This window comes from Lentzea sp. NPDC005914 (genome assembly GCF_040629405.1).
In the GTDB taxonomy this organism is placed as follows: Bacteria; Actinomycetota; Actinomycetes; order Mycobacteriales; family Pseudonocardiaceae; genus Lentzea.
Window position 1 is genome coordinate 14,237 of the sequence record NZ_JBEXVQ010000045.1, and the last position, 26,783, is coordinate 41,019.

Sequence of the window (26,783 nt, forward strand, 5' to 3'; positions counted from 1 at the left end):
GGGGTCTCTTTGGTGTGGTTGCTGTCCGGCAACTAACTGATTCGCGCGCGTGTGCCGTGAATCCGCACTTCACAGGCGTTCCTGCCTTCGCTGTATCTGCGACTTCGGCAGTCTCACTGTTCCGCTGTAGCGGGAACGGTTTTCGCATGTCCTGGTTACGAGGAGCGGTTCTGTGGTTGAGCGGCGTGAGCCTGGCGTTCGGTACTCGCTGACCGCCGCGCAGGTGGACATGTGGCTGTCGGCGGAACTGCTCGGGAACACTCCGGAGTTCAACCCGGCCCAGTACGTCGTGCTCCGCGGGCCTGTCGACGTGGAACTCCTGCGGTCGAGCGCCCGTGTCGCCGCTGGGGAAACCGACGCGTATCGGCTGTTCTTCGGAGAGCACACGGACGGTGCGCCGTGGCAGGCCTTCACCGACGACCTGCCCGCCGACGTCATGCCTGTCGTGGATCTCCGCGCGGACGATGATCCCGCGGGTGCGGCGCGCGCGTGGATGCACGCCGACGGCGGCCGGCCGATCGACCACCGGGTGGCGCCGCTCTGGCGTTGGGTGCTGCTACGTGTCGCCGACGACGAGAACTGGTGGTACCACCGGGCGCACCACCTCGTCTCCGACATCTTCTCGTTCAGCCTGATCACGCAACGCGTCGCGGAGATCTACTCCGGCGTGGACCGGCCTCGCCACTTCGGTTCGTGGGTCGACGTGGTGGCCGAGGACCAGGCGTACCAGCGGTCCGCCGACCGGCTCGCCGACGAGCGGTACTGGCTGGACTCGGTCGCGGATGTGGTGCGCGCCCGCGAGGACGAACGCCGTCCCGAACGGCAGCGGCCGTCACGGCGGCGCACGGTCGCCGTCGACTCGGCGTTGCGCGGTGCTGTCCTCGATCGCTGCGCTGAGCTGGGCCTGCGCGTCCCGCACTTCCTCGTGTCGGCGTTCGCCGCATATCAACGCCAGCTGGTCGACCGTGACGACGTGGTGTTCAGCCTCCCCACGGCCGCGCGCCGCAGTCCGCTGGCGCGCGCCACTCCCGGGTTGCTGGCCAACGTCGCACCCGTGGTCCTGCACCTGCCGGACGGCACGACGGTCCGGCGGTTGACCGAGGTGACCACCGCGCGGCTGGCCGAGATCGCGCCCAGGTCGCGGTATCGGGGCGAGGACCTGGCCCGCAAGCTCGGCGTCACCGGCAACGGTGCCTGGTTCGGTCCCACGCTCAACGTGGTCGACTTCAACCGGCCGCTGAGCTTCGGCGACGCGGTGCACGCCGACGCGCCTCGCAACCTGGCGGTCGGCCCCATCCGCGACCTCACCGTCACCACCTACGGCTGGTCACGGGGTGATCAGGCCTGGCTCGACATCGACGTCGAGGACGGCGTGGCCGCCGGTGCCGAGCTGGCACTGCACGAGGAGCGGTTCCTGGGGCTGCTCGACCGGCTCGCCTGCGGACCGGTGGACGCGACCGCAGGTGCGTCCACTGTGGACATCCAGCTCACCCGGCGCTGGGGAGCGGGGCCCGAGCCTAGCCACACCGCGAACGTCCCCGACCTCATCGCGAGCTACGTCGACACCCGGCCTGAGCAGACCGCGGTCGTGTGCGGTCAGGACCAGCTCTCCTTCGGTGAGCTGGGGGAACGGGCTGACACGCTCGCCGCCCGGCTCCAGCAGGCCGGAGTCACCGTGGAGTCTGCGGTGGCGGTGCTCGTGCCTCGGGGTGTCGAGCTGGCGGTGGCCTTCCAGGGCGTTCTCCGCAGCGGTGGCGTGTACGTGCCGATCAACCCTGGCCTGCCTGCCGAACGGCTCGAGTTCCTGCTGACCGACGTCGGTGTGGCGGTCACGACCGAAGAACTCGCCGGTGAGCTGGCAGGGTTCGTCGGCGAAGTCCTCGTGCTGGACGACTCTGCGATCGTCGGCGCGCGGCCCGTGAGCATCGAGTCCGGTGCGCTGGCGTACGTGGCTTACACGTCCGGCTCGACGGGCCGGCCCAAGGGTGTGGCGGTGACGCATGCCGCGTTGTCGTCGTACGTGGCCGGGTGGAGCCAGGCGCTCGAACCGCTGGGCGGGCCCGGAACCGTGCTGTCGATGTCAGGTCCCGGGTTCGACGTGTCCATCGGTGACATGACGCGGGCGCTAGCGTTCGGCCAGACCGTGGTGTTCCTCCCGCACGACGAGGTCGTGTCGGTCGACTCGCTGCACCGCACGTTGGCTGATCACGCGGTCGAGGTCGCCGAGATCGTGCCCGGCATGCTGCTGCGCGATCTCGCCGCGCACTGCCGCGAGGCGGGCCCGATCGAGTCGCTGCGCCTGGTGATCTCGGGCACCGACATGTGGACGTACGACGCGTTGACGAGCGCGGTGGCCGAGGTGGCGCCGAACGCGGTGCCGGGCAACGTCTTCGGCGTCACCGAGGCCGCGATCGACTCGATCTTCCACCCCGTCACGGCGCTGCCGGAGCACGAGGGTGAGGTGGTCCCGATCGGCGGGCCTCTCGCCGGCGTCGACGCCTTCGTCGTGGACGGCTCGCTGCGACCGGTGCCGGTGGGCGTCGAGGGTGAGCTGCTGGTCGGTGGCGCGGGGCTGGCCCGGGGATACCTGGGCCGTCCGGACCTGACCGCGGAACGGTTCCTGCCCAACGTGTTCGGCTCGGGCCGGTTGTACCGCACCGGCGACCGAGCCCGGTGGCGGGCCGACGGCGTGCTCGAGTTCCTCGGCCGGGTGGACGAGCAGGTCAAGATCCGCGGCTATCGGGTCGAGCCTGGTGAGGTCGAGGTCGTCATCGGCGATCACCCCGGTGTGCGTGATGTTGTTGTGGTGGCGCGTGATGGTGGCCCGCACGGTGGCAAGCGCCTGGTGGCCTACGTCGTGGCCGAGCAGGCTGGTCTGGAACTGCGTGCCTGGTTGCGCGAGCGGATGCCGGACTACCTGGTGCCGTCGGTGTTCGTCGCTCTGGACCGGTTGCCGCTGACGCCGAACGGCAAGGTCGACCGCCGCGGTCTGCCCGACCCCGAGCCCGAGACGTCCGAAGCCTACGAGGCGCCCCGAACGTCCATTGAGGACACTCTGGCGTCGGTGTGGGCGCAGGTTCTCGGGGTCGACCGCGTCGGTGTGCACGACAACTTCTTCGAGCTCGGCGGCGACTCGATCCTGAGCCTGCAGATCGTCGCCCGCGTGCGTGCGGCCGGTCTGGGCGTCGACGTGGCCGAGGTGCTGTCCCACCAGACCGTCGCCGAGTTGGCAGCGGTCGTGCGGGACACGCCCGTGGTGACGCTGGCGGAGCAGGGTGTCGTCACCGGTCCTGTGCCCTTGACGCCGATCCAACACTGGTTCGTGGCGCAGGACATCGCCGATCGCGACCACTGGAACTGGTCGGGCGTGTTCGAGCTGGCACCGGGCACTGATCCGGAACGCCTGAGCCGGGCGCTCGATGCCGTGGTCGCCCATCACGACGCGTTGCGCCTCCGGTTCACGCCGGACGGCCAGGTCAACGCGCCGGTCGACGGCGGCGGGTTCCTGCGCGTGGCCGGTGACGAGGCTGTGGCCGAGGAGATGACCGCGGCGCAGAAGTCGGTGCGGCTGGCCGATGGTCCGCTCGTCGCGGCTGTTTTCTTCGATCGTGGTTCGGAGCCCGCGTGGCTCGGTCTCGTCGTGCACCACCTGGTGATGGACGGCGTGTCGTGGAACGTGCTGCTGGAGGATCTCGGCACGGTTTACCTCGGCGAGAAGCTCGGGCCGAAGACGACCTCGTTCCGGCAGTGGGCGGAGCTGCTCCAGGAGTTCGACGCCGGCGCCGAACGGGACCACTGGGCCGCAGCGACGTCGGACGTGGTCGCGGTGCCGCTCGACGGCGACGGGCCCAACGACGAGAGTTCCGCACAGGTCCACACGACGCTGCTGGACGCCGGGACGACCGCCGCGCTGCTGGGTGACGCGCACAAGGCGTATCGCACGCAGGGCAACGATCTGCTGCTGACGGCGTTGGTGCGCACGCTGGGTCCGTGGGCGGGCGCCGATGAGCTGACCATCGACCTGGAGAGCCACGGTCGTGAGGCGATCGCGGACGGGGTCGACCTCTCACACACGGTCGGGTGGTTCACGTCGATCTTCCCGGTGCGGTTGAGCCGTTCCGATGATGTCGGCACGACGGTGAAGGCGGTCAAGGAACAGCTGCGGGCCGTGCCGCGCCGAGGTGTCGGCTATGGCGCGTTGCGCTGGCTGCACGGCGAACTGGCCGACGCGCCGGACCGTCCGGTGCTGTTCAACTACCTCGGATCCGCCGCGGGAACCGGGGATCTGCTGCGCCGTGAGCTGCCCGCGAACCTGCGAGGCGCCGCGACGTCCGGCCGTGGCACGCGGTCCCACGTGCTGAACCTGGAAGTGATCCGGACCGCCGACGGGCAGTTGCAGGTCGAGTGGCACTACAGCGCCGACCTGCACACGGCGGCGACCGTCGAACGACTGGCGTCGACCTATCAGCGGGAACTGGAAACGCTTGTCGCGCACTGCCAGTCCGGGATCTCCGGTTTCACGCCGTCGGACTTCCCGCTGGCGTCGTTGGCGCAGAACGAGATCGACCGGCTCGCGGCGCGGTTCCCCGCGCTGACGGACGTGTACCGGTTGGCGCCGGTGCAGTCCGGCATGGTGTTCGGGGTCGTGGGTGCTCCGGCCGAAGGGGACGGGCTCTACTGGGGCCAGGGGGTCTACGAGCTCACCGGCACCGTTGACGCCGATCGGCTCGCCGGGGCGTGGCGCACGGTGATCGCGCGGCAGGCGGCGTTGCGCAGCGGGTTCGTCTGGGAAGGCGTCAGCGAACCTGTGCAGGTCGTGCTGGCCGAGGTCGACGTGCCGTTGACGGTCCACGACTGGTCCGAAGTGGACGATCAGGACGCCCGGTTGCGGGAGCTGCTGGCGGAGGATCGCGCGCTGGGCTTCGATCTCGCGGCGCCGCCGTTGACGCGCCTGTACCTCGTCGATCGGGGTTGCGGGCAGTACTGGCTGGTGTGGGGGCTGTACCAGGGTTTGTGCGACGGGTGGAGTCTGCCCGTGGTGATGGACGAGGTGTCCGCCGCTTACGAGGGCCGGGCGCTCGCTCCCGTGCGGCCGTACCGCGAGTTCATCTCCTGGCTCGACGGGCGTGATCCGGGCGAGCGGTTCTGGCGGTCCTGTTTGGACGGTTTCGAGGCACCTACCCCGTTGCCGGTGGACCGGTTGGCGGCCAGCCACTACGCGCAGGACCGGCGGCGGACCGCGCTGTCCGCGGAGGTCACGGCCCGCTTGGTCGAGCTGGCCCGGCGGGAGCGGGTGACGTTGTCAGCGGTGGTGCAGGCGGCGTGGGCGAAGGTGCTGTCGGCGACCTCGGGCGAGGACGAGGTGGTGTTCGGCCTGACCGTGTCGGGTCGCCCGGCTGACCTGGCCGGCGTCGAGTCGACGGTCGGGTTGTTCATCAATACCTTGCCGGTGCGGACCGTGGTGCCGACAGATGTGCCGTTCACCTCGTGGTTGCGCGAACTGCGGGACAACCAGGTTGCGCTACAACGGTTCGAGTACACGCCGTTGGTGGACGTGCAGCGGTGGTCCGGTGTTCCGGGTGGCCGTGCGTTGTTCGACAGCATCGTCGTGCTGCGCAACTATCCCGGCAGCCGCACCCGTGTCGCCGACTTCGACCTGTCGCCGCTGCTCGACTCGGTGGAGCAGGGCAACTACCCGCTCACCTTCGCGGTCGACGTGGACGCCGAGCTCCGGATCGAGGCCGAGTTCTCCACCGGCGCGTTCGACGCTGTGACGGTGGAACGGGTTCTGGACCAGCTCACCGTTGTGCTGACAGCGGTGGCCGAGCAGCCGGACCTCGTGGTCCGGGACGTGCCGTTGCAGCGGCCGGAGCAGGCGGCGGCGCTGGTGGCGTGGGGCGAGACTCGCGAGCCCGCCACCGAACGGCCCGTGCCGGACCTGATCGACGACTGGGCGCGGATCTCGCCCGAGGTCGCCGTCGTCTGCGGAGCGGAGAGCCTGACGTTCGCCGAACTGGGGTTCCGGGCCGACGGGCTGGCCGGTCGCCTCCAGGGGATGGGGGTGACGGTCGGCTCGCGGGTCGCGGTGCTGGTGCCGCGCGGCGTCGATCTCGCTGTCGCCTTCCAGGGTGTGCTGCGTTCCGGTGGCGTGTACGTGCCGATCAATCCGGGGCTTCCCGCCGAACGTCTGGCGTTCCTGCTGGCGGACGTCCGTGCGACGGTCGCGGTGACGACTTCGGCCCTGGCCGATGAGCTGGCCGGGTTCGCCGACGTGCTGGTGCTGGACGACGACTCTCCGGGTTTCGGTGCCCTGCCGGTGCCGATTGATCCGGACGCGTTGGCGTACGTGGCTTACACCTCGGGCTCGACGGGCCGTCCGAAGGGTGTGGCGGTGACGCATGCCGCGTTGTCGTCGTACGTGGCGGGCTGGCGGGAAGGGCTCGCGTCACTGGGCGGTCCGGGCACGGTGCTGTCGATGTCGGGCCCTGGGTTCGACGTGTCCATCGGGGACATGACGCGTGCGCTGGCGTTCGGCCGGACGTTGGTGTTCCTGCCGCACGACGAGCACGTGACGGTGGAGTCGTTGCACGAGACGCTGGTCGACCACGAGGTCGAGGTCGCGGAGATCGTGCCGGGCATGCTCCTGCGCGACCTGGCCGCGCACTGCCGGGAGGCCGGGCCGGTCAAGTCGCTTCGCCTGGTGATCTCGGGCACGGACATGTGGACGCACGACGCGCTGACGAGCGCGGTGGGCGACGTGGCACCGAACGCGGTGCCGGGCAACGTCTTCGGTGTCACCGAGGCGGCGATCGACTCGATCTTCCACCCGGTCGGTGAGGATCATCCGGCCGCTGTCGTGCCGATCGGCACGCCGTTGGCCGGTGCCAGGGCCGTCGTGGTCGACCGCATGATGCGGCCGGCGCCGGTGGGTGTTCCCGGTGAGCTGCTGGTCGGTGGTTCCGGTGTGGCGCAGGGCTATGTGGGGCGCCCGGACCTGACCGCGGAACGGTTCGTGCCCGATGTGTTCGGTGCGGCCGGCGAGCGGTTGTACCGCACCGGTGACCGGGCGCGGTGGCGTGCTGACGGGACGATCGAGTTCCTTGGTCGTGTCGATGAGCAGGTGAAGATCCGTGGCTATCGGGTTGAACCTGGTGAGGTCGAGGTTGTCATCGGCGACCACCCTGACGTGCGTGATGTTGTTGTGGTGGCACGGGATGGCGGACCGCATGGCGGTAAGCGTCTGGTCGCGTATGTCGTGGCTGAGGGTGAGTTCAGTGGTTCGGTGTTGCGTGCGTGGTTGCGTGAGCGGGTGCCGGATTATCTTGTGCCGTCTGTGTTCGTTGCGCTGGACCGGTTGCCGCTGACGCCGAACGGGAAGGTCGACCGTCGCGGGCTGCCCGCGCCGGAGCCCGAGACGGTCGCCGACTCGTATGTCGCGCCCCGCAACGCTGTCGAGGAAACACTCGCGGCGGTGTGGAGTGGCGTGCTGGGTGTCGAGCGCGTTGGTGTGCATGACAACTTCTTCGAGCTCGGTGGCGACTCGATCCTGAGCCTGCAGATCGTGGCGCGCATCCGTGCTGCAGAGCTGGGTGTCGACGTGGCGGACGTGTTCGCCCACCAGACGGTTGCCGAGCTCGCTCTGGCCGTGCGCTCGGCGCCTGCGGTCACGATGGCCGAGCAGGGGGTGGTGACCGGGCCGGTACCGTTGACGCCGATCCAGCACTGGTTCCTGGCTCAGGACATCCCGGACCGTGATCACTGGAATTGGTCGGGCATGTTCGAGCTGGCGCCCGGTACCGATCCTGAACGTCTCGCGGCGGCGCTCGATGTCGTGGTGGCGCACCACGACGCGCTTCGGATCCGCTTCGGTGCGGATGGCCAGTTCAACGCGCCGGTCGGTGGTGGCGGGTTCCTGCGTGTGGGTGTTGATGTTGTTGCGGATATGGCTGCGGCGCAGAAGTCGTTGCGTCTGGCTGATGGTCCGCTTCTCGCTGGCGTTTTCTTTGATCGTGGTTCGGAGCCTCCGTGGCTTGGGTTGACCGTGCATCACCTGGTGATGGACGGGGTGTCGTGGAACATCCTGCTGGAGGACCTCGACACCGCGTATCGCTCGGAGGCGTTGGGGCCCAAGACAACGTCGTTCCAGCGGTGGGCCGAGCACCTGCTCGAGCTGGATGCCTCCGGGGAACGGGACCATTGGGCCGCGGCGACGTCGGACGTGGTCGCGCTGCCGGTCGACGGCGACGGTCCGAACACCGAAGAGTCCGGCGCCGTGGTGCGCACCTGGCTGGACGCCGACACCACCGCCGCGCTGTTCGGTGAGGCCCACAAGGCTTATCGGACGCAGGCGAACGACCTGCTGCTGGCTGCGCTGGCCGATGTCCTGGGGGAGTGGGCCGGCACCGATCACGTCACGGTCGACCTGGAGAGCCACGGTCGCGAAGGTCTCGATCTGTCGCGCACGGTCGGGTGGTTCACCTCGATCTTCCCGGTGCGGTTGAGCCGTGCCGGAGATGTCGGTGCGACGGTGAAGGCGGTCAAGGAGCAACTGCGGGCCGTGCCGCGCCGGGGTGTCGGCTACGGCGCGTTGCAGTGGTTGCAGGGTGAGTCCGGTGGGCCGGATCGGCCGGTGTTGTTCAACTACCTGGGTGCATTCGACGCTGTCGAGTCGGTCGGGCTGATCCGGCGGGAGCTTCCGGCCGAGCTGGCCGGTCCGATGCAGGGACCCGGTGGGACCAGGGCGTACCCGCTGCAGCTGGAGGTCGTCCGCGAGAGTGACGGGCGGCTGCGGATCGACTGGCTGCACAGCACCAACCTGCACTCGTCCGGCACTGTCGAACGGGTCGCGGCTCGATATGTCTCGGCGTTGCGCGGGGTGGTGGCGCATTGCCGGTCCGGGGTTTCCGGTTTCACGCCGTCGGACTTCCCGTTGGCGTCGCTGGCTCAGTCTGAGGTTGATCGGCTCGCGGTTCGGTATCCGCTGGCGGATGTGTACCGGTTGGCGCCGGTGCAGTCGGGCATGTTGTTCGGTGTCGTGGGGTCTCCCGTTGATGGTTTGTACTGGGGGCAGAGCGTCTACGACCTTCGAGGTCCGCTGGATGCTGTCCGGTTCGCTGATGCCTGGCGGTCGGTGATTGCCCGGCATGCCGCGTTGCGCAGTGGGTTCGTGTGGGAGGGCGTCAGCGAACCGGTGCAGGTCGTGCTCGCGGATGTCGACGTACCGCTTGAGCTGCAGGACTGGTCCGGCCTGGACGGGGACACCCAGCAGGTGCGGTTGCGCGAGTTGCTGGCTTTCGACCGTGCGCGGGGCTTCGATCTCGCCGCGCCACCGTTGATGCGGCTGTACCTGGTGGATCGCGGCGACGGCCGGTTGTGGCTGGTTTGGGGGCTGTACCAGGGTTTGTGCGACGGGTGGAGTCTGCCCGTGGTGATGGACGAGGTGCTGGCCGCCTATGACGGCGAGACGCTCGCTCCGGCGCGGTCGTACCGCGAGTTCATCGCGTGGCTGGACGGGCGCGATCCGGACGAGTCCGAGGGGTTCTGGCGGTCCTGTTTGGACGGTTTCGAGGCGCCCACGCCGTTGCCGGTGGACCGGTTGGCGGCCAGCCACTACGAGCAGGACCGGCGGCGGACCGCGCTGTCCACGGACGTCACGGCCAAGCTGGTCGAGCTGGCCCGGCGCGAGCGCGTGACGTTGTCGACGGTCGTGCAGGCGGCGTGGGCCAAGGTCCTCGCCGAGTCGTCGGGCGAGAACGACGTGGTGTTCGGTCTGACCGTGTCGGGCCGCCCTGCCGAGCTGGCCGGTGTGGAGTCGACGGTCGGGTTGTTCATCAACACGTTGCCGGTGCGGGCTTTGGTCCCGGCGGACGTGCCGTTCACGTCGTGGCTGCGCGAGCTGCGGGACAATCAGGTCGCGCTGCAGCGGTTCGAGTACACGCCACTGGTGGATGTGCAGCGCTGGTCCTCTGTTCCGGGTGGCCGGGCGCTGTTCGACTCCATCGTCGTGTTCGGCAACTACCCGCACCGGGAACTGCCGGACGACCTGGCCGCGATCCCCGACGGGTACGCCACCGTCGACTCGGTGGAACAGGGGAACTATCCGCTCACGTTCGCGGTCGACCTGGAGCGCACGCTGCGCATCGAGGCGGAGTTCTCGACGGCTGCTTTCGACGCGGTGACGGTCGAGCGGATTCTCGACCAGTTGGTCGTCGTGCTCACCGCGGTCGCTGAGCGGCCTGAGCTGGCGGTCGTGGACTTGCCGTTGCAGCGGCCCGAGCAGGCTTCGGAACTGGTGGCGTGGGGTGCAACGCCAGTGCCGTCCGCCGAGCGGCCGGTGCCGGAGCTGATCGCGGGGTGGGGCTCGGCCGAGGTCGCGGTGATCTGCGGTGAGGAGCGGTTGACGTTCGCCGAGTTGGGGGCTCGGGCTGATGCCCTGGCTGCTCGGCTCCGGCGGGTGGGTGTGACGGTGGAGTCGCCGGTTGCGGTGTTGGTGCCGCGTGGGGTTGAGCTGGCGGTCGCCTTCCAGGGTGTGCTGCGTTCGGGTGGCGTGTATGTGCCGATCAACCCCGGGCTGCCTGCGGAACGGCTGGAGTTCCTGCTGGCTGATGCCGGGGTGGTCGCCGCGGTGACGACCGGGGAACTCGCCGGGGAGCTCGGTGGGTTCGCTGGGGCAGTGGTGGTGCTGGGTGAGGTGGCTGGGCTCCTCGGCGACGTGTCCGTGGTCTCTGGCGAGCTGTGCTCCCCGTTGATCCACCCTTCTGCTTTGGCCTACATCGCTTACACCTCAGGCTCGACCGGCCGTCCCAAGGGCGTAGCGGTCACTCATGCCGCGTTGTCCTCGTATTTGGCCGGTTGGCGTGATGGGTTGGGCGCGCTGGGTGGTCCGGGCCGGGTGCTGTCGATGTCCGGACCTGGGTTCGACGTGTCCATCGGGGACATGACGCGGGCTCTGGCGTTTGGGCAGACGGTGGTGTTCCTGCCGCACGACGAGCACGTGTCGGTGGAGTCGCTGCACGCCACGTTGGTGGAGCACCAGATCGAAGTGGCCGAGATCGTGCCGGGCATGCTTCTGCGTGACTTGGCGGCGCATTGCCGTGTTGTCGGGCCGGTGGAGAGCCTCCGCCTGGTGATTTCGGGTACCGATATGTGGACGCACGATGCATTGACTGGTGCGGTGGCTGAGGTGGCGCCCAATGCGGTGCCGGGCAACGTGTTCGGTGTGACCGAGGCGGCGATCGACTCGATCTTCCACGCTGTGACCGAGGATCACCCGGCGGCGGTCGTGCCGATCGGTACGCCTTTGGCTGGTGCACAGGCTTTTGTGGTGGATGGGTCGTTGCGGCCGGTGCCGGTGGGTGTTCCCGGTGAACTGCTGGTGGGTGGCGCCGGTGTGGCACGTGGCTACCTGGGCCGGCCCGACCTCACCGCTGCGCGGTTCGTGCCCAACGTGTTCGGCTCGGGCCGGTTGTATCGCACTGGTGACCGGGCTCGGTGGCGTGCTGACGGGACGATCGAGTTCCTGGGCCGGGTGGACGAACAGGTCAAGATCCGCGGTTACCGGGTCGAGCCCGGCGAGGTCGAAGTTGTTATCGGCGACCACCCCGATGTGCGTGATGTCGTTGTGGTGGCCCGTGATGGTGGCCCGCACGGCGGTAAGCGGCTTGTTGCGTATGTGGTCGCCGAAGGTGAGTTCAGCGGCTCAGCGTTGCGTGCGTGGTTGCGCGAGCGGGTGCCGGATTACCTGGTGCCGTCGGTGTTCGTCGCGCTGGACCGGCTGCCGCTGACGCCGAACGGCAAGGTTGACCGTCGCGGTCTGCCCGACCCGGAGCCCGAGACGGCTGGTGAGGCCTTTGTCGCGCCGCGGACTGCTGTCGAGGAGACGCTCGCGGCGGTGTGGGGTGGTGTGTTGGGGGTCGAGCGCGTTGGTGTGCATGACAACTTCTTCGAGCTCGGTGGCGACTCGATCCTGAGCTTGCAGATCGTGGCGCGCGTTCGTGCGGCTGGTCTGGGTGTGGATGTTGCGGATGTGTTCGCGCATCAGACGGTCGCCGCGCTAGCGGGCGTTGTGCGGGACGTCCCCGCGGTGACGCTGGCTGAGCAGGGCGTGGTCACCGGGCCGGTTCCGTTGACGCCTATCCAGCACTGGTTCCTGGCTCAGGACATCCCGGATCGCGATCACTGGAACTGGTCGGGCATGTTCGAGCTGGCGCCTGGCATCGACCCCGAGCGCTTGGCCAGGGCGCTCGATGTCGTTGTGGCACACCACGATGCACTGAGGATCCGCTTCAGCGCAGACGGCCAGTTCAACGCGCCGGTCGGTGGCGGTGGGTTCCTGCGGCTGGGCGTTGATGTTGTTGCGGAGATGACCGCAGCGCAGAAGTCGTTGCGTCTGGCTGATGGTCCGCTTCTCGCTGCTGTGTTCTTCGATCGTGGTTCGGAGCCTGCGTGGCTTGGTTTGACCGTGCATCACCTTGTGATGGACGGGGTGTCGTGGAACGTGTTGCTGGAGGACCTCGACGCGGCTTACGAGGGTCGGGCGCTCGGACCGAAGACGACGTCGTTCCAGCAGTGGGCCGAGGTTCTGCAGGAGCTGGACGCGCGGGCCGAGCGGGAGATCTGGCTGGCCCAGACCGCGGACGTGGTGGAGCTGCCGCGGGATCGCGAGGGCCCCAACACCGAGACCTCGGCCGGTGTCGTGCAGTCGTGGCTGGACACCGGCACCACCGCGGCGCTGCTGAGTGACGCCCACCGCGCTTATCGCACGCAGGGCAACGACCTGTTGCTGACCGCGCTCGCCCAGGCGTTGGGGGAGTGGGCGGGTACCGGGCACGTGACGGTGGACCTGGAGAGCCACGGCCGTGAGGCGGTCGCGGACGGCGTGGATCTGTCGCGGACGGTCGGGTACTTCACGTCGATCTTCCCGGTGCGACTCACGCACGACGGTGATCCGGCTGCGGCGATCAAGGCTGTCAAGGAGGAGCTGCGGGGCATTCCGCGCCGCGGTGTCGGGTACGGCGCGTTGCGCTGGTTGCAGGGCGATCTGGCCGATGCGCCGGATCGGCCGGTGCTGTTCAACTACCTGGGGGCTTTCGACGCCGTCGACTCGGTCGGGCTGATTCGCCGGGAGCTCCCCGCCGAGCTGGCCGGTCCGAGCGAGGGGCCGGGCGGGACGCGGTCGCACGTCCTGCAGATCGAAGCCCAGCAGGACGCTGACGGACGCCTCCAGATCGACTGGCACTTCAGCCACAACCTGCACGACACCGCCACCGTCGAACGGGTCGCGGCTCGGTATGTCGAGGCGTTGCGTCAGCTGGTGGCGCATTGCCGGTCCGGGGTGTCGGGCTTCACGCCGTCGGACTTCCCGTTGGCGTCGCTGGCTCAGGTAGAAGTCGACCGGCTTGCCGAGCGTTATCCGCTGGTCGACGTGCATCGGTTGGCGCCGGTGCAGTCGGGCATGTTGTTCGGTGTCGCGGGTTCTCCTGTCGATGGGCTCTACTGGGGCCAAGGGGTCTACGACCTGGCGGGTCCGCTGGATGCCGGGCGGCTTGCCGATGCCTGGCGTTCGGTGATCGCGCGGCATGCCGCGTTGCGCAGCGGGTTCGTGTGGGAGGGCGTCAGCGAACCGGTGCAGGTCGTGCTCGCCGACGTCGACGTTCCGCTGGAGCGGCGGGACTGGTCCGGGCTCGACGACGGTGCTCAGCAGGAACAACTGCGCGAGTTGCTGGCTTTCGACCGTGCGCTGGGCTTCGATCTCGCCGCGCCGCCGTTGACGCGGCTGTACCTGGTGGATCGCGGTTCGGACCGGTTGTGGCTGGTGTGGGGGCTGTACCAGGGTCTTTGCGACGGGTGGAGTCTGCCCGTCGTCATGGACGAGGTGTCCGCCACCTACCAGGGCCGGTCTCTGGAGCCGGTTCGGTCCTATCGGGACTTCATCGCGTGGCTGGGCCGTCGTGACTCGGCCGAGTCCGAAGGGTTCTGGCGCACGTACCTGGGCGGTTTCGAGGCTCCCACGGCACTTCCGGTCGATCGGCTGGCGAGCAGCCACTACGACCAGGACTGGCGTCGCATGGGCCTGGACGAGACCGTCACGGCCCGGCTGGTCGAGCTGGCCCGCCGCGAGCGCGTGACGCTGTCGACGGTCGTGCAGGCGGCCTGGGCGTTGCTGCTGTCGACGTACTCGGGTGACGACGACGTGGTGTTCGGCCTCACGGTGTCGGGTCGTCCGGCCGATTTGGCCGGCGTGGAGTCGATGGTCGGGTTGTTCATCAACACCTTGCCTGTGCGGACCGTGGTGCCGACGGACATGTCGTTCGCCGCGTGGTTGCCTGAGCTGCAGGACAATCAGGTTGCGCTGCAACGGTTCGAGTACACGCCGTTGGTGGATGTCCAGCGGTGGTCGGCTGTTCCGCATGGCCGGGCGTTGTTCGACTCCATCGTGGTGTTCGGCAACTACCCGCAGGAGGAGCTGCCGGAGGACCTGGGTGGGGTGCAAGCCGTTGACTCCGTGGAGCAGGGGAACTATCCGCTGACGTTCGCGGTCGACCTGGAGCGCTCGCTGCGGGTCGAGGCGGAGTTCTCGACGGCTGCGTTCGACGCAGTCACGGTCGAGCGGATCCTCGACCAGCTCGCGGTTGTGCTGACTGCCGTCGCGGAACGTCCTGAGCTGGCGGTCGCAGACGTGCCGGTGCAGCGGCCTGAGCAGGCGGCGGAGTTGGTGGCGTGGGGTGCTACTCCGGTGCCTGCCGTCGAGCGGCCCGTGCCGGAGCTGATCGCCGGATGGGACTCGGCCGAGATCGCTGTGGTGTGTGGCGACGAGCAGCTGACGTTCGCCGAGCTGAACGCGCGGGCCGATGCTCTTGCCACACGTCTGCGCTCGGCCGGAGCGACGGTGGGCTCGCCAGTCGCGGTGCTGGTGCCGCGTGGGCTCGAGCTGGCGGTCGCGTTCCAGGGTGTGTTGCGTTCGGGTGGTGTGTACGTACCGATCAATCCTGGGCTGCCGGCTGAGCGTGTGGAGTTCTTGCTGGCTGATGCCGGGGTGGTCGCCGCGGTGACGACCGGGGAACTGGCCGGGTTCGCTGGTGAAGTAGTGGTGCTGGGTGACGTGTCCGCGGACTGTGGCGAGCAGTTCTCCGCGGTGATCGACCCCTCTGCGTTGGCTTACATCGCTTACACCTCGGGTTCGACCGGCCGTCCCAAGGGCGTGGCGGTCACACACGCGGCGCTGTCTTCCTACGTGGCCGGTTGGCGTGACGGGTTGGGCGCGTTGGGCGGTCCGGGCCGGGTGTTGTCGATGTCGGGTCCCGGCTTCGACGTGTCCGTTGGGGACATGACGCGGGCCCTGGCGTTCGGTCAGCGAGTGGTGTTCCTCCCGCACGATGAGCACGTCACTGTGGAGTCGTTGCACCGCACTTTGGTCGACCACGAGGTCGAGGTCGCCGAGATCGTGCCGGGCATGCTTCTGCGCGATCTGGCGGCGCACTGTCGCGTTGCCGGGCCGGTGGAGAGTCTGCGCCTGGTGATCTCGGGTACCGACTTGTGGACCCATGACGCGTTGACCACCGCGGTGGCGGAGGTGGCGCCGAATGCGGTGCCGGGCAACGTTTTCGGTGTGACCGAGGCGGCGATCGACTCGATCTTCCACGCTGTGACCGAGGATCATCCCGCAGCGGTGGTGCCGATCGGTACGCCTTTGTCCGGTGCTCAGGCGTTCGTGGTGGACGGGTCGTTGCGGCCGGTGCCCGTGGGTGTTCCTGGCGAGCTGCTGGTCGGTGGTTCTGGTGTGGCCCAGGGGTATGTGGGGCGTCCGGACCTGACTGCGGAACGGTTCGTGCCCAACGTGTTCGGCACAGGAAGGCTCTATCGGACGGGCGACCGGGCGCGGTGGCGGGCGGACGGCACGATCGAGTTCCTGGGCCGGGTGGACGAGCAGGTCAAGATCCGTGGTTACCGGGTCGAGCCCGGTGAGGTCGAAGTTGTCATTGGTGATCACCCCGACGTGCGTGATGTCGTTGTGGTGGCGCGTGATGGCGGGCCGCACGGCGGTAAGCGCCTGGTCGCGTATGTGGTGGCTGAGGGTGAGTTCAGTGGTTCGGTTTTGCGTGCGTGGTTGCGCGAGCGGGTGCCGGATTACCTTGTGCCGTCGGTGTTTGTTGCGCTGGAGCGGTTGCCGCTGACGCCGAACGGCAAGGTCGACCGGCGCGGTCTGCCGGATCCCGAGCCGGAGGTGACTGGGGAGGCCTTTGTCGCGCCTCGGACCGCTGTCGAGCAGACTCTCGCGGCGGTGTGGAGTGGCGTGCTGCGCGTTGAACGCGTTGGTGTGCATGACAACTTCTTCGAGCTCGGTGGCGACTCGATCCTCAGCCTGCAGATCGTGGCCCGCGTTCGTGCGGCGGGCCTAGGTGTCGACGTGGCGGACGTGTTCGCCCACCAGACCATCGCCGAGCTCGCTCTCGCGGTGCACGAGGCTCCTGCCGTGACGTTGGCTGAGCAGGGTGTGGTCACCGGGCCGGTGCCGTTCACCCCGATCCAGCACTGGTTCCTGGCGCAGGACATCCCGAACCGGGACCACTGGAACTGGTCGGGCATGTTCGAGCTGGCACCCGGTACCGATCCCGATCGTCTCGCGGTGGCGTTCGAGGCTGTGGTGGCGCATCACGACGCGTTGCGCCTCCGGTTCGCGCCTGATGGTCAGTTCAACGCGCCAGTCGGTGGCAGTGGGTTCCTGCAGGTGGCCAGTGACGTTGCGGAGATGGCTGCGGCGCAGAAGTCTTTGAGTCTGGCTGATGGTCCGCTGCTTGCGGCTGTTTTCTTGGATCGTGGTGCTGAGCCTTCGTGGCTCGGTTTGACAGTGCATCACTTGGTGATGGACGGGGTGTCGTGGGACATCCTGCTGGAGGACCTCGACACGGCTTACCGTGGCGGCAAGCTCGGGCCGAAGACGACGTCGTTCCGGCAGTGGGCGTTGCAGCTGCAGGATGACGACGCCAGTGGTGAACGTGAGCATTGGGTGGCGGCGACTGCGGATGTCGTCGCGCTTCCCGTTGATGGCAGCGGCACGAACAGCGATGCGTCCGAGGCGATCGTGCAGTCGTGGCTGGATGCCGAGACGACCGCGGCACTCCTCGGGGACGCGCACAAGGCGTATCGCACGCAGGGCAACGACTTGCTGCTGGCGGCGCTGGCTCAGGCGCTGGGGGAGTGGGCTGACAGCGATCACGTCACCGTGGACTTGGAGAGCCACGGCCGTGAGGGTGCGGACCTGTCGCGCACGGTCGGGTGGTTCACGTCGATCTTCCCGGTGCGTCTCAGCAGCCAGCGTGATCCTGGCGCGGCCATCAAGGCGGTGAAGGAGGAGCTGCGGGCGGTTCCGCGCCGTGGTGTGGGTTATGGCGTGCTGCGGTGGTCGCAGGGTGAGTTGGCCGACGCGGCTGATCGGCCGGTGTTGTTCAACTACCTCGGGGCCTACACCGCCGGTGACGACGACGGCTTGATCCGTCGCGAGTTGGACAGCGAGTTGGCCGGCCCGAGTGAGGGCGCGGGTGGGACGCGGTCGCACTTGTTGCAACTCGAGGTGCAGCAGACTGCTGACGGACGGTTGTCGATCGAGTGGTTCCACTCCACGAACCGGCACGACACCGCCACCGTCGAACGGGTGGCGGCTCGGTACGTCGAGGCGTTGCGCGAGCTGGTGGCGCATTGCCGGTCCGGGGTTTCCGGGTTCACGCCGTCGGACTTCTCGTTGGCGTCGCTGGCTCAGTCTGAGGTTGATCGGCTGGCGGTGCGGTATCCGCTGGCGGATGTGTATCGGTTGGCTCCGGTGCAGTCGGGCATGTTGTTCGGTGTCGTGGGTTCTCCCGTCGATGGTTTGTACTGGGGGCAGAGCGTTTACGACCTCGCGGGCCCGATCGAGGTGGAACGGTTCGCGGCGGCGTGGCGTGAGGTGATCGCGCGGCATGCGTCGCTGCGCAGCGGGTTCGTGTGGGAGGGCGTGGCCGAGCCGGTTCAGGTGGTGCTCGGTGACGTTGAGGTTCCGCTGGAGCGGCGGGACTGGTCGGGTCTGGACGATGCCGCACAACAGGTGCGGCTGCAGGAATTGCTGGCGGAGGACCGTGCGCTCGGCTTCGACCTGGCGCGACCGCCGTTGATGCGGTTGTACGTCGTCGACCGCGGCGACGGGCGGAACTGGCTTGTTTGGGGGCTGTACCAGGGTTTGTGCGACGGGTGGAGTCTGCCCGTGGTGATGGACGAGGTGTCTGCCGCCTATCTCGGCAGCGCCCTCGAACCCACCCGGCCCTACCGGGACTTCATCGCCTGGCTGGACGGACGTGACCCGGCCGAGCCAGAAGCCTTCTGGCGCAACTACTTGAGCGGGTTCGAGGCGCCGACTCCACTGCCCGCGGACCGGTTGGCCGCGAGCCATTACGACCAGGACCGCCGGCGTACCCACTTGACCGAAGGCGTGACGGCACAGCTGGTCGAGCTGGCCCGGCGCGAACGTGTGACGTTGTCGACGGTCGTGCAAGCCGCGTGGGCCAAGGTCCTCGCGGAGACCTCCAGTGAGGACGACGTTGTGTTCGGCCTGACAGTCTCGGGTCGTCCGGCCGAGTTGGCCGGCGCGGAGTCGATGGTCGGGTTGTTCATCAACACGTTGCCGGTACGGGCTCTGGTTCCCGCGGACGTGCCGTTCACGTCGTGGTTGCATGACCTGCGGGACAGCCAGGTTGCGGTGCAACGGTTCGAGTACACGCCGTTGGTGGATGTTCAGCGATGGTCGGCTGTGCCGCATGGCCGGGCGTTGTTCGACTCGATCGTGGTGTTCGGCAACTACCCGCAGGAGGAACTGCCGGAGGACCTGGGCGAGGACTGGTTGCGCGCCACCGAGTCGGTGGAGCAGGGCAACTACCCGCTCACGTTCGCGGTCGACCTGGAGGACACGCTCAAGATCGAGGCCGAGTTCTCCACGGCGGCCTTCGACGTGGGCACGGTCGAACGGATCCTCGACCAGCTCACGGTCGTGCTCACGGCGATGGCGGAGCGTCCGGACTCGCTGGTCCAGGACATCCCGCTGCACCGGCCGGCCCAGGCTGCCGAGATCGTCGAGCGGGGCAGCACGACCCCGCCGGCGGTGGAGCGGCCGGTGCCGGACCTGATCGCCGGGTGGGACTCGGCCGAGGTCGCGGTGATCTGCGGTGAGGAGCGGCTGACGTTCGCCGAGCTGAACGCGCGGGCAGATGCCTTGGCGGTACGGCTGCGGCGGGCTGGTGTGACGGTGGGGTCGCCGGTCGCGGTGCTGGTGCCTCGCGGGGTCGAGCTGGCGGTCGCCTTCCAGGGTGTGTTGCGTTCAGGTGGCGTGTATGTGCCGATCAACCCCGGATTGCCTGCTGAGCGTGTGGAGTTCCTGCTCGCTGGTGGCGGGGTGGTCGCCGCAGTGACGACCAGGGAACTGGCTGGGGAATTGGGGGGATTCTCCGGGGAAGTGGTGGTGCTGGTCGAGGCGGCTGAGTACGCGGCCGCTGGGAGCGAGGTGGCGGGGCTCCTCGACGACGTGTCCGCGGCCCTTGGCGATCTGTCCTCCACGCTGATCGACCCCTCTGCGTTGGCGTACATCGCCTACACCTCAGGTTCGACCGGCCGTCCCAAGGGCGTGGCGGTCACCCATGGCGCGCTGTCCTCGTACGTGGCGGGATGGCGCGCCGGGCTCGCCGAACTGGGTGGACCTGGCGCGGTGTTGTCGATGTCGGGTCCGGGCTTCGACGTGTCGATCGGTGACATGACCCGCGCGTTGGCATTCGGGCAGACGGTGGTGTTCCTGCCGCACGACGAACACGTGTCGGTCGAGTCGCTGCACCACACGCTGTCCATGCACGACGTGGCGATCGCCGAGATCGTGCCCGGCATGCTTCTGCGTGATCTGGCGGCGCACTGCCGCGTTGCCGGGCCGGTGGAGAGCCTGCGTCTGGTGATCTCCGGTACCGATATGTGGACCCATGACGCGCTCACCACCGCGGTGGCTGGGGTGGCGCCGAATGCGGTGCCGGGCAACGTGTTCGGCGTGACCGAGGCGGCCATCGACTCGATCTTCCATCCGGTGGGCAACGACCACCCGGCGGCTGTCGTGCCGATCGGTACTCCGCTCGCGGGGGCTCAGGCGTTCGTGGTGGACGGGTCGTTGCGGCCGGTGCCCGTGGGTGTTCCTGGCGAACTGCTGGTTGGCGGCGACGGAGTGGCCCAAGGGTATGTGGGCCGCCCCGACCTGACCGCTGAACGGTTCGTGCCCAACGTGTTCGGCAGTGGCCGGCTCTACCGGACGGGCGACCGGGCTCGGTGGCGCCCGGACGGCACGATCGAGTTCCTGGGCCGGGTGGACGAGCAGGTCAAGATTCGCGGCTACCGGGTCGAACCCGGTGAGGTCGAGGTCGTCATCGGTGACCACCCCGAGGTGCGTGATGTCGTTGTGGTGGCACGGGAAGGTGGGCCACACGGCGGTAAGCGTCTCGTCGCGTACGTGGTCGCCGAAGGCGAGTTCAGCGGTTCTGTGCTGCGTGCGTGGCTGCGTGAGCGGGTGCCGGATTACCTTGTGCCGTCGGTGTTCGTGGCGCTGGAAAGGTTGCCGCTCACCCCGAACGGCAAGGTCGACCGGAGAGGGCTTCCTGACCCGGAGCCCGAGACGGTCGGTGAGGCCTATGTCGCGCCTCGGACCGCTGTCGAGGAGTCCCTCGCGGCGGTGTGGAGTGGCGTGTTGGGGGTCGAGCGCGTTGGTGTGCACGACAACTTCTTCGAGCTCGGCGGCGACTCGATCCTGAGTCTGCAGATCGTGGCTCGGGCGCGTGCTGCCGGACTCGGGATCGACGTGGCCGACGTGTTCGCCCATCAGTCGGTGGCCGAGTTGGCGCCGGTCGTGCGTGACGCTCCGGCGGCGACGCTGGCCGAACAGGGGGTTGTCACCGGACCTGTTCCGCTGACGCCGATTCAGCGCTGGTTCCTGGCTCAGGACATCCCGAACCGTGATCACTGGAACTGGTCGGGCATGTTCGAACTGGCACCCGGCACCGATCCTGAACGCTTGAGCCAGGCCCTCGACGCCCTGGTCGTCCATCACGACGCGTTGCGCCTCCGGTTCACGCCGGATGGTCAGTTCAACGCACCCGTTGGTGGCGGTGGGTTCCTGCGGGTGGCCAGTGACGTTGCGGAGATGGCTGCTGCGCAGAAGTCGTTGCGTCTGGCTGATGGTCCGCTGCTTGCGGCTGTTTTCTTGGATCGTGGTTCGGAGCCCGCGTGGCTTGGGCTGACGGTGCATCACCTGGTGATGGACGGCGTGTCGTGGGACATCCTGCTGGAGGACCTTGACACCGCATACCGTGGCGAGAAGCTCGGGCCGAAGACGACGTCGCTCCGGCAGTGGGCGTTGCAGCTGCAGGACGACGATGCGAGCGGTGAACGCGAGCATTGGGCGGCGGCGACCGCGGATGTGGTTGCGCTTCCGGCAGATGGCAGCGGCCCGAACACCGATGCGTCCGAGGCGATCGTGCAGTCGTGGCTGGACGCGGACACGACGGCCACGCTGCTCGGTGACGCGCACAAGGCATATCGCACGCAGGGCAACGACTTGCTGCTGGCAGCACTGGCACAGGCGCTGGGCGAGTGGACCGGAACTGATCACGTCACGATCGACCTGGAGAGCCACGGCCGTGAGGGTGCCGATCTGTCGCGCACGGTCGGGTGGTTCACGTCGATCTTCCCGGTGCGCCTGACGAACCAGCGTGACCCGGCCAGAGCGATCAAGGCGGTCAAGGAACAACTCCGTGCGGTGCCGCGCCGCGGTGTGGGCTACGGCGTGCTGCGGTGGCTGCGGGACGACCTGGCCGGTGCGCCTGACCGACCGGTGTTGTTCAACTACCTCGGCGCGCACACCGCCGGTGACGACGACGCCGGCCTGATCCGTCGCGAGCTGAACGGTGACCTGGCCGGGCCGAGCGAGAGCGAAGGTGGGACGCGTTCGCATCTGGTGCAGATCGAGGTGCAACAGACCGCTGACGGACGGTTGTCGATCGAGTGGTTCCACTCCACGAACCGGCACGACACCGCCACCGTCGAACGGGTCGCGGCCAGGTATGTCGAGGCGTTGCGCGAGTTGGTCGAGCACTGCCGGAAGACCAGCGGTGGGTTCACGCCGTCGGACTTCCCGCTGGCGTCCCTCACCCAGGACGAGGTCGACGGGCTCGCGCGGAGTCGTCCGTCGCTTGTGGACGTTTACCGGCTGGCGCCCGTGCAGTCGGGCATGTTGTTCGGTGTCGTCGGCGCCCCGGACGAAGGCGACGGGCTCTACTGGGGTCAGGGCGTCTACGACCTGACCGGTCCGATCGACGCCGACCGGCTGGCGGGTGCCTGGCGGGAAGTGATCTCCCGGCACGCCGCGCTCCGAAGCGGCTTCGTGTGGGAGGGCGTCAGCGAGCCCGTGCAGATCGTGCTGGCAGACGTTGAGGTTCCGCTGGAGCAGCGCGACTGGTCGGGCCTGGACGAGGCGACGCAACAGGTGCGGCTGCAGGAACTGCTCGCGGAGGACCGTGCGCTCGGCTTCGATCTGGCGCGGCCGCCGTTGACGCGGTTGTACCTCGTCGACCGCGGCAACGGGCAGAACTGGCTCATCTGGGGCCTGTACCAGGGTTTGTGCGACGGGTGGAGCCTGCCTGTCGTCATGGACGAGGTGTCCGTCACCTACCAGCGGCAGCCACTGCCGCCGGCGCGTCCGTACCGCGACTACATCGCCTGGCTCGACCAGCGCGACTCCGCTGCCACCGAAGGGTTCTGGCGCACCTACCTGGACGGCTTCGAGGCACCGACGGCACTGCCGGTGGACCGCCTGGCCGCCTCCCACTACGCCCAGGACAGGCGGCGCACGCACCTCGACGAGGCCGTCACCACCAGGCTCGTGGAGTTGGCCCGGCGGGAGCGCGTGACGTTGTCGACGGTCGTGCAGGCGGCGTGGGCCAAGGTCCTCTCCGCGAGCTCGGGTGAGGACGACGTGGTGTTCGGCCTGACCGTCTCGGGTCGTCCGGCTGATCTGGCCGGGGTGGAGTCGATGGTCGGGTTGTTCATCAACACGCTGCCGGTCCGGGCCGTGGTGCCGTCGGACACGTCGTTCGCCGCGTGGTTGCACGACCTGAGGGACAACCAGGTTGCGCTGCAACGGTACGAGTACACGCCGTTGGTGGACGTGCAGCGGTGGTCCGCTGTGCCGCACGGCCGTGGGCTGTTCGACAGCATCGTCGTGTTCGGCAACTACCCGCAGGAGGAAGCACCCACCGACACCGGCGAGGACTGGGCCGACGCCGTCGAGTCCGTCGAGCAGGGCAACTACCCGCTCACGTTCGCGGTCGACCTGGAGGACACGCTCAAGATCGAGGCCGAGTTCTCCACGGCGGCGTTCGACACGGCCACCGTCGAACGCGTTCTCGACCAGCTCGTCGTCGTCCTCACCGCCGTCGCTCACGAGCCGGAACTGGCCGTCGCCGACCTGCCGCTGCAGCGCCCGGACCAGGCTGCGCGGCTGGTGGCGCGGGGCGAGACCGCACCGGTCGCCGAACTGCCGGTGCCCGAGCTGATCCACGGCTGGGCGCACACCAATGCCGTGGCCGCGAAGTGCGGCGACGAACGCCTGACGTTCGCCGAACTGGGTGCGCGGGCCGATGCAGTGGCGGCACGGCTCCAACGGGCTGGCGTGACGGTGGGCTCGCCCGTCGCGGTGCTGGTGCCGCGTGGGATCGAGCTGGCGGTGGCGTTCCAGGGTGTGTTGCGCAGTGGTGGCGTGTACGTGCCGATCAACCCCGGATTGCCTGCCGAACGCCTGGACTTCCTGCTGGCCGATGCCGGGGTGGTCGCCGCGGTGACGACTGCGGAACTCGCCGGCGAGCTGGCGGGATTCGCCGGGGAGATCGTGGTTCTGGACGACACCACCGCGAAGGTCGGTGCGTTCGATGCTTCCCCCATCGACCCCCACGCGGTGGCGTACATCGCCTACACCTCAGGCTCGACCGGCCGTCCCAAGGGCGTGGCGGTCACCCATGGCGCGCTGTCGTCGTACGTCGCCGGCTGGCGAGATGGCCTGACCGCACTGGGCGGGCCCGGCCCGGTGTTGTCGATGTCGGGTCCGGGCTTCGACGTGTCGATCGGTGACATGACCCGCGCGCTGGCGTTCGGTCAGACGGTGGTGTTCCTGCCGCATGACGAGCACGTGTCCGTGGAGTCGTTGCACAGCACGCTGTCCAACGACGGCGTGGCGATCGCCGAGATCGTCCCCGGCATGCTTCTCCGAGATCTGGCGGCGCACTGCCGTACTGCGGGATCCGTGGAGAGCCTCCGCCTGGTGATCTCCGGTACCGATATGTGGACCCATGACGCGCTCACCACGGCGGTGGCAGAGGTGGCGCCGAATGCGGTGCCGGGCAACGTGTTCGGTGTGACCGAGGCCGCGATCGACTCGATCTTCCACCCGGTGGGTGACGATCACCCGGCGGCGGTGGTGCCGATCGGTACTCCGCTCGCGGGTGCTCAGGCGTTCGTGGTGGACCGGTCGTTGCGGCCGGTACCGGTGGGCGTGCCGGGTGAGCTGCTGGTCGGTGGTGCCGGCCTGGCCCAGGGGTATGTGGGGCGCCCGGACCTGACTGCGGAACGGTTCGTGCCCAACGTGTTCGGCACAGGAAGGCTCTATCGGACGGGCGACCGGGCCCGGTGGCGCGCGGACGGGACGATCGAGTTCCTGGGCCGCGTCGACGAGCAGGTCAAGATCCGCGGTTACCGGGTCGAACCCGGCGAGGTCGAGATCGTCATCGGTGACCACCCCGACGTGCGTGACGTCGTCGTGGTGGCACGGGATGGCGGACCGCACGGCGGCAAACGGCTGGTCGCCTACGTGGTCGCGGAAGGCGAGTTCAGCGCGAAGGCACTGCGGACGTGGTTGCGCGAGCGCGTGCCGGACTACCTGGTGCCGTCGGTGTTCGTGGCGCTGGAAAGGCTGCCGCTCACCCCGAACGGCAAGGTCGACCGCAAGGGCCTGCCCGACCCCGAGCCCGAGACGTCGGCCGAGGTCTTCGAGGCACCTCGGACGTCCATTGAGGACACTCTCGCGGCGGTCTGGTCCCAGGTGCTGGGAGTCGAACGCGTCGGCGTGCACGACAACTTCTTCGAGTTGGGCGGCGACTCGATCCTGAGCCTGCAGATCGTCGCCCGCGTCCGTGCCGCGGGATGGGGCGTGGACGTGGCGGACGTGTTCGCCCACCAGACCATCGCCGAACTCGCACCCGTCGTGCGCGACACCCCGAAAGCCCTGCTCGCCGAACAGGGTGTCGTCACCGGTCCCGTGCCGCTCACGCCGATCCAGCACTGGTTCGTCGAGCAGGACATCCCCGACCGCGACCACTGGAACTGGTCGGGCGTGTTCGAGCTGGCCACGGGCACCGACCCAGACAGGCTCTCGCGGGCACTCGACACCGTCATCGCCCATCACGACGCCCTGCGCATCAGGTTCCGCCAGGACGGCGACACCTGGGTGCAGGACAACGACGGTGAGCCCCGCGAGGTCCTGCGCGTGGTCACCGCTGAAGACGTCGTCGCGCACATGACCGAAGCGCAGACGTCGTTGCGCCTGGCGGACGGTCCGCTCGTCGCCGCGATCTACTTCGCCCGCGGCACCGAACCGGCCTGGCTGGGGCTCATCGCGCACCACTTCGTCATGGACGGCGTGGCGTGGAACATCCTGCTGGAGGACCTCGACACGGCCTACACGGGCGGAGAGCTCGGGCCGAAGACGACGTCGTTCCGGCAGTGGGCCGAGGTGCTGCACAACGACAACCCCGAAGCCGAACGCGACCACTGGGCCGCGCAGACCGAGCGGGTCGTGGCGGTGCCCGTCGACGGCCGCGGCGCCAACACCGAGGCGTCGGCCGACACCGTCCGCACGTGGCTCGACGCGAAGTCCACCGAGGTGCTGCTGGGCGAGGCCCACAAGGCCTACCGCACCCAGATCAACGACCTGCTGCTGGCCGCCCTGCTCAAGACCCTGGGCGAGTGGACGGGCTCCGGAGACGTCACCATCGACCTCGAAAGCCACGGCCGCGAGGCGATCACGGACGGCGTCGACTTGTCCCGCACCGTCGGGTGGTTCACGTCGATCTTCCCGGTGCGCCTGCGCCACCGCCGCCTCGACGACAGCGGCGAGCTGATCAAGGCGGTCAAGGAACAGCTGCGCACCGTACCGCGCCGTGGTGTCGGATACGGGATTCTGCGTTACCTGGAACGTGACGAACGTTTGGTCAACGCACCCGTTCGGCCCGTGTTGTTCAACTATCTGGGCGCATTCGACGCGGCGGGAGACGACGCCGTCGGGCTGATCCGCAAGGAACTGCCCGCCGACCTGTGCGGCGTGACCGAGAACGAACAGGGAAGCCGTTCGCATCTGCTGCAGATCGAGGCCGAACAGACCTCGGACGGCCGCCTGCTGGTCGAGTGGTATTTCAGCACCAACGTGCACCGGCCGACGACGGTCGAACGGCTCGCGGCGCGGTACGTGGACGTGCTGCGAGAGCTGGTCGAGCACTGCCAGTCAGGGGCCGGCGGCGTCACCCCGTCCGACTTCCCGCTGGCCAACATCGACCAGGCGAGTCTCGCCGCCGTGCTCAAGCAGATGGGCGGGTGATCCGGGCAAACGAGGGGGGCATCCAGCGCACTGGTTTTCCGCAATTGGACCAGTGAATTGCACTTCGTTGTAGAGCTCTATTCAGGCATGCCAT

Annotated in this window: 1 protein-coding gene; it reads left to right on the forward strand. The window is 68.6% G+C overall.

Annotation, left to right across the window (positions count from 1 at the left end; genetic code table 11):
• The first annotated feature begins 172 nt into the window (after positions 1 to 172).
• Positions 173 to 26,689 (forward strand): non-ribosomal peptide synthase/polyketide synthase, encoded by a 26,517-nt coding sequence (locus ABZ345_RS41000; protein ID WP_359860368.1) that lies wholly within the window; start codon positions 173 to 175, stop codon positions 26,687 to 26,689.
• Positions 26,690 to 26,783 lie beyond the last annotated feature (94 nt).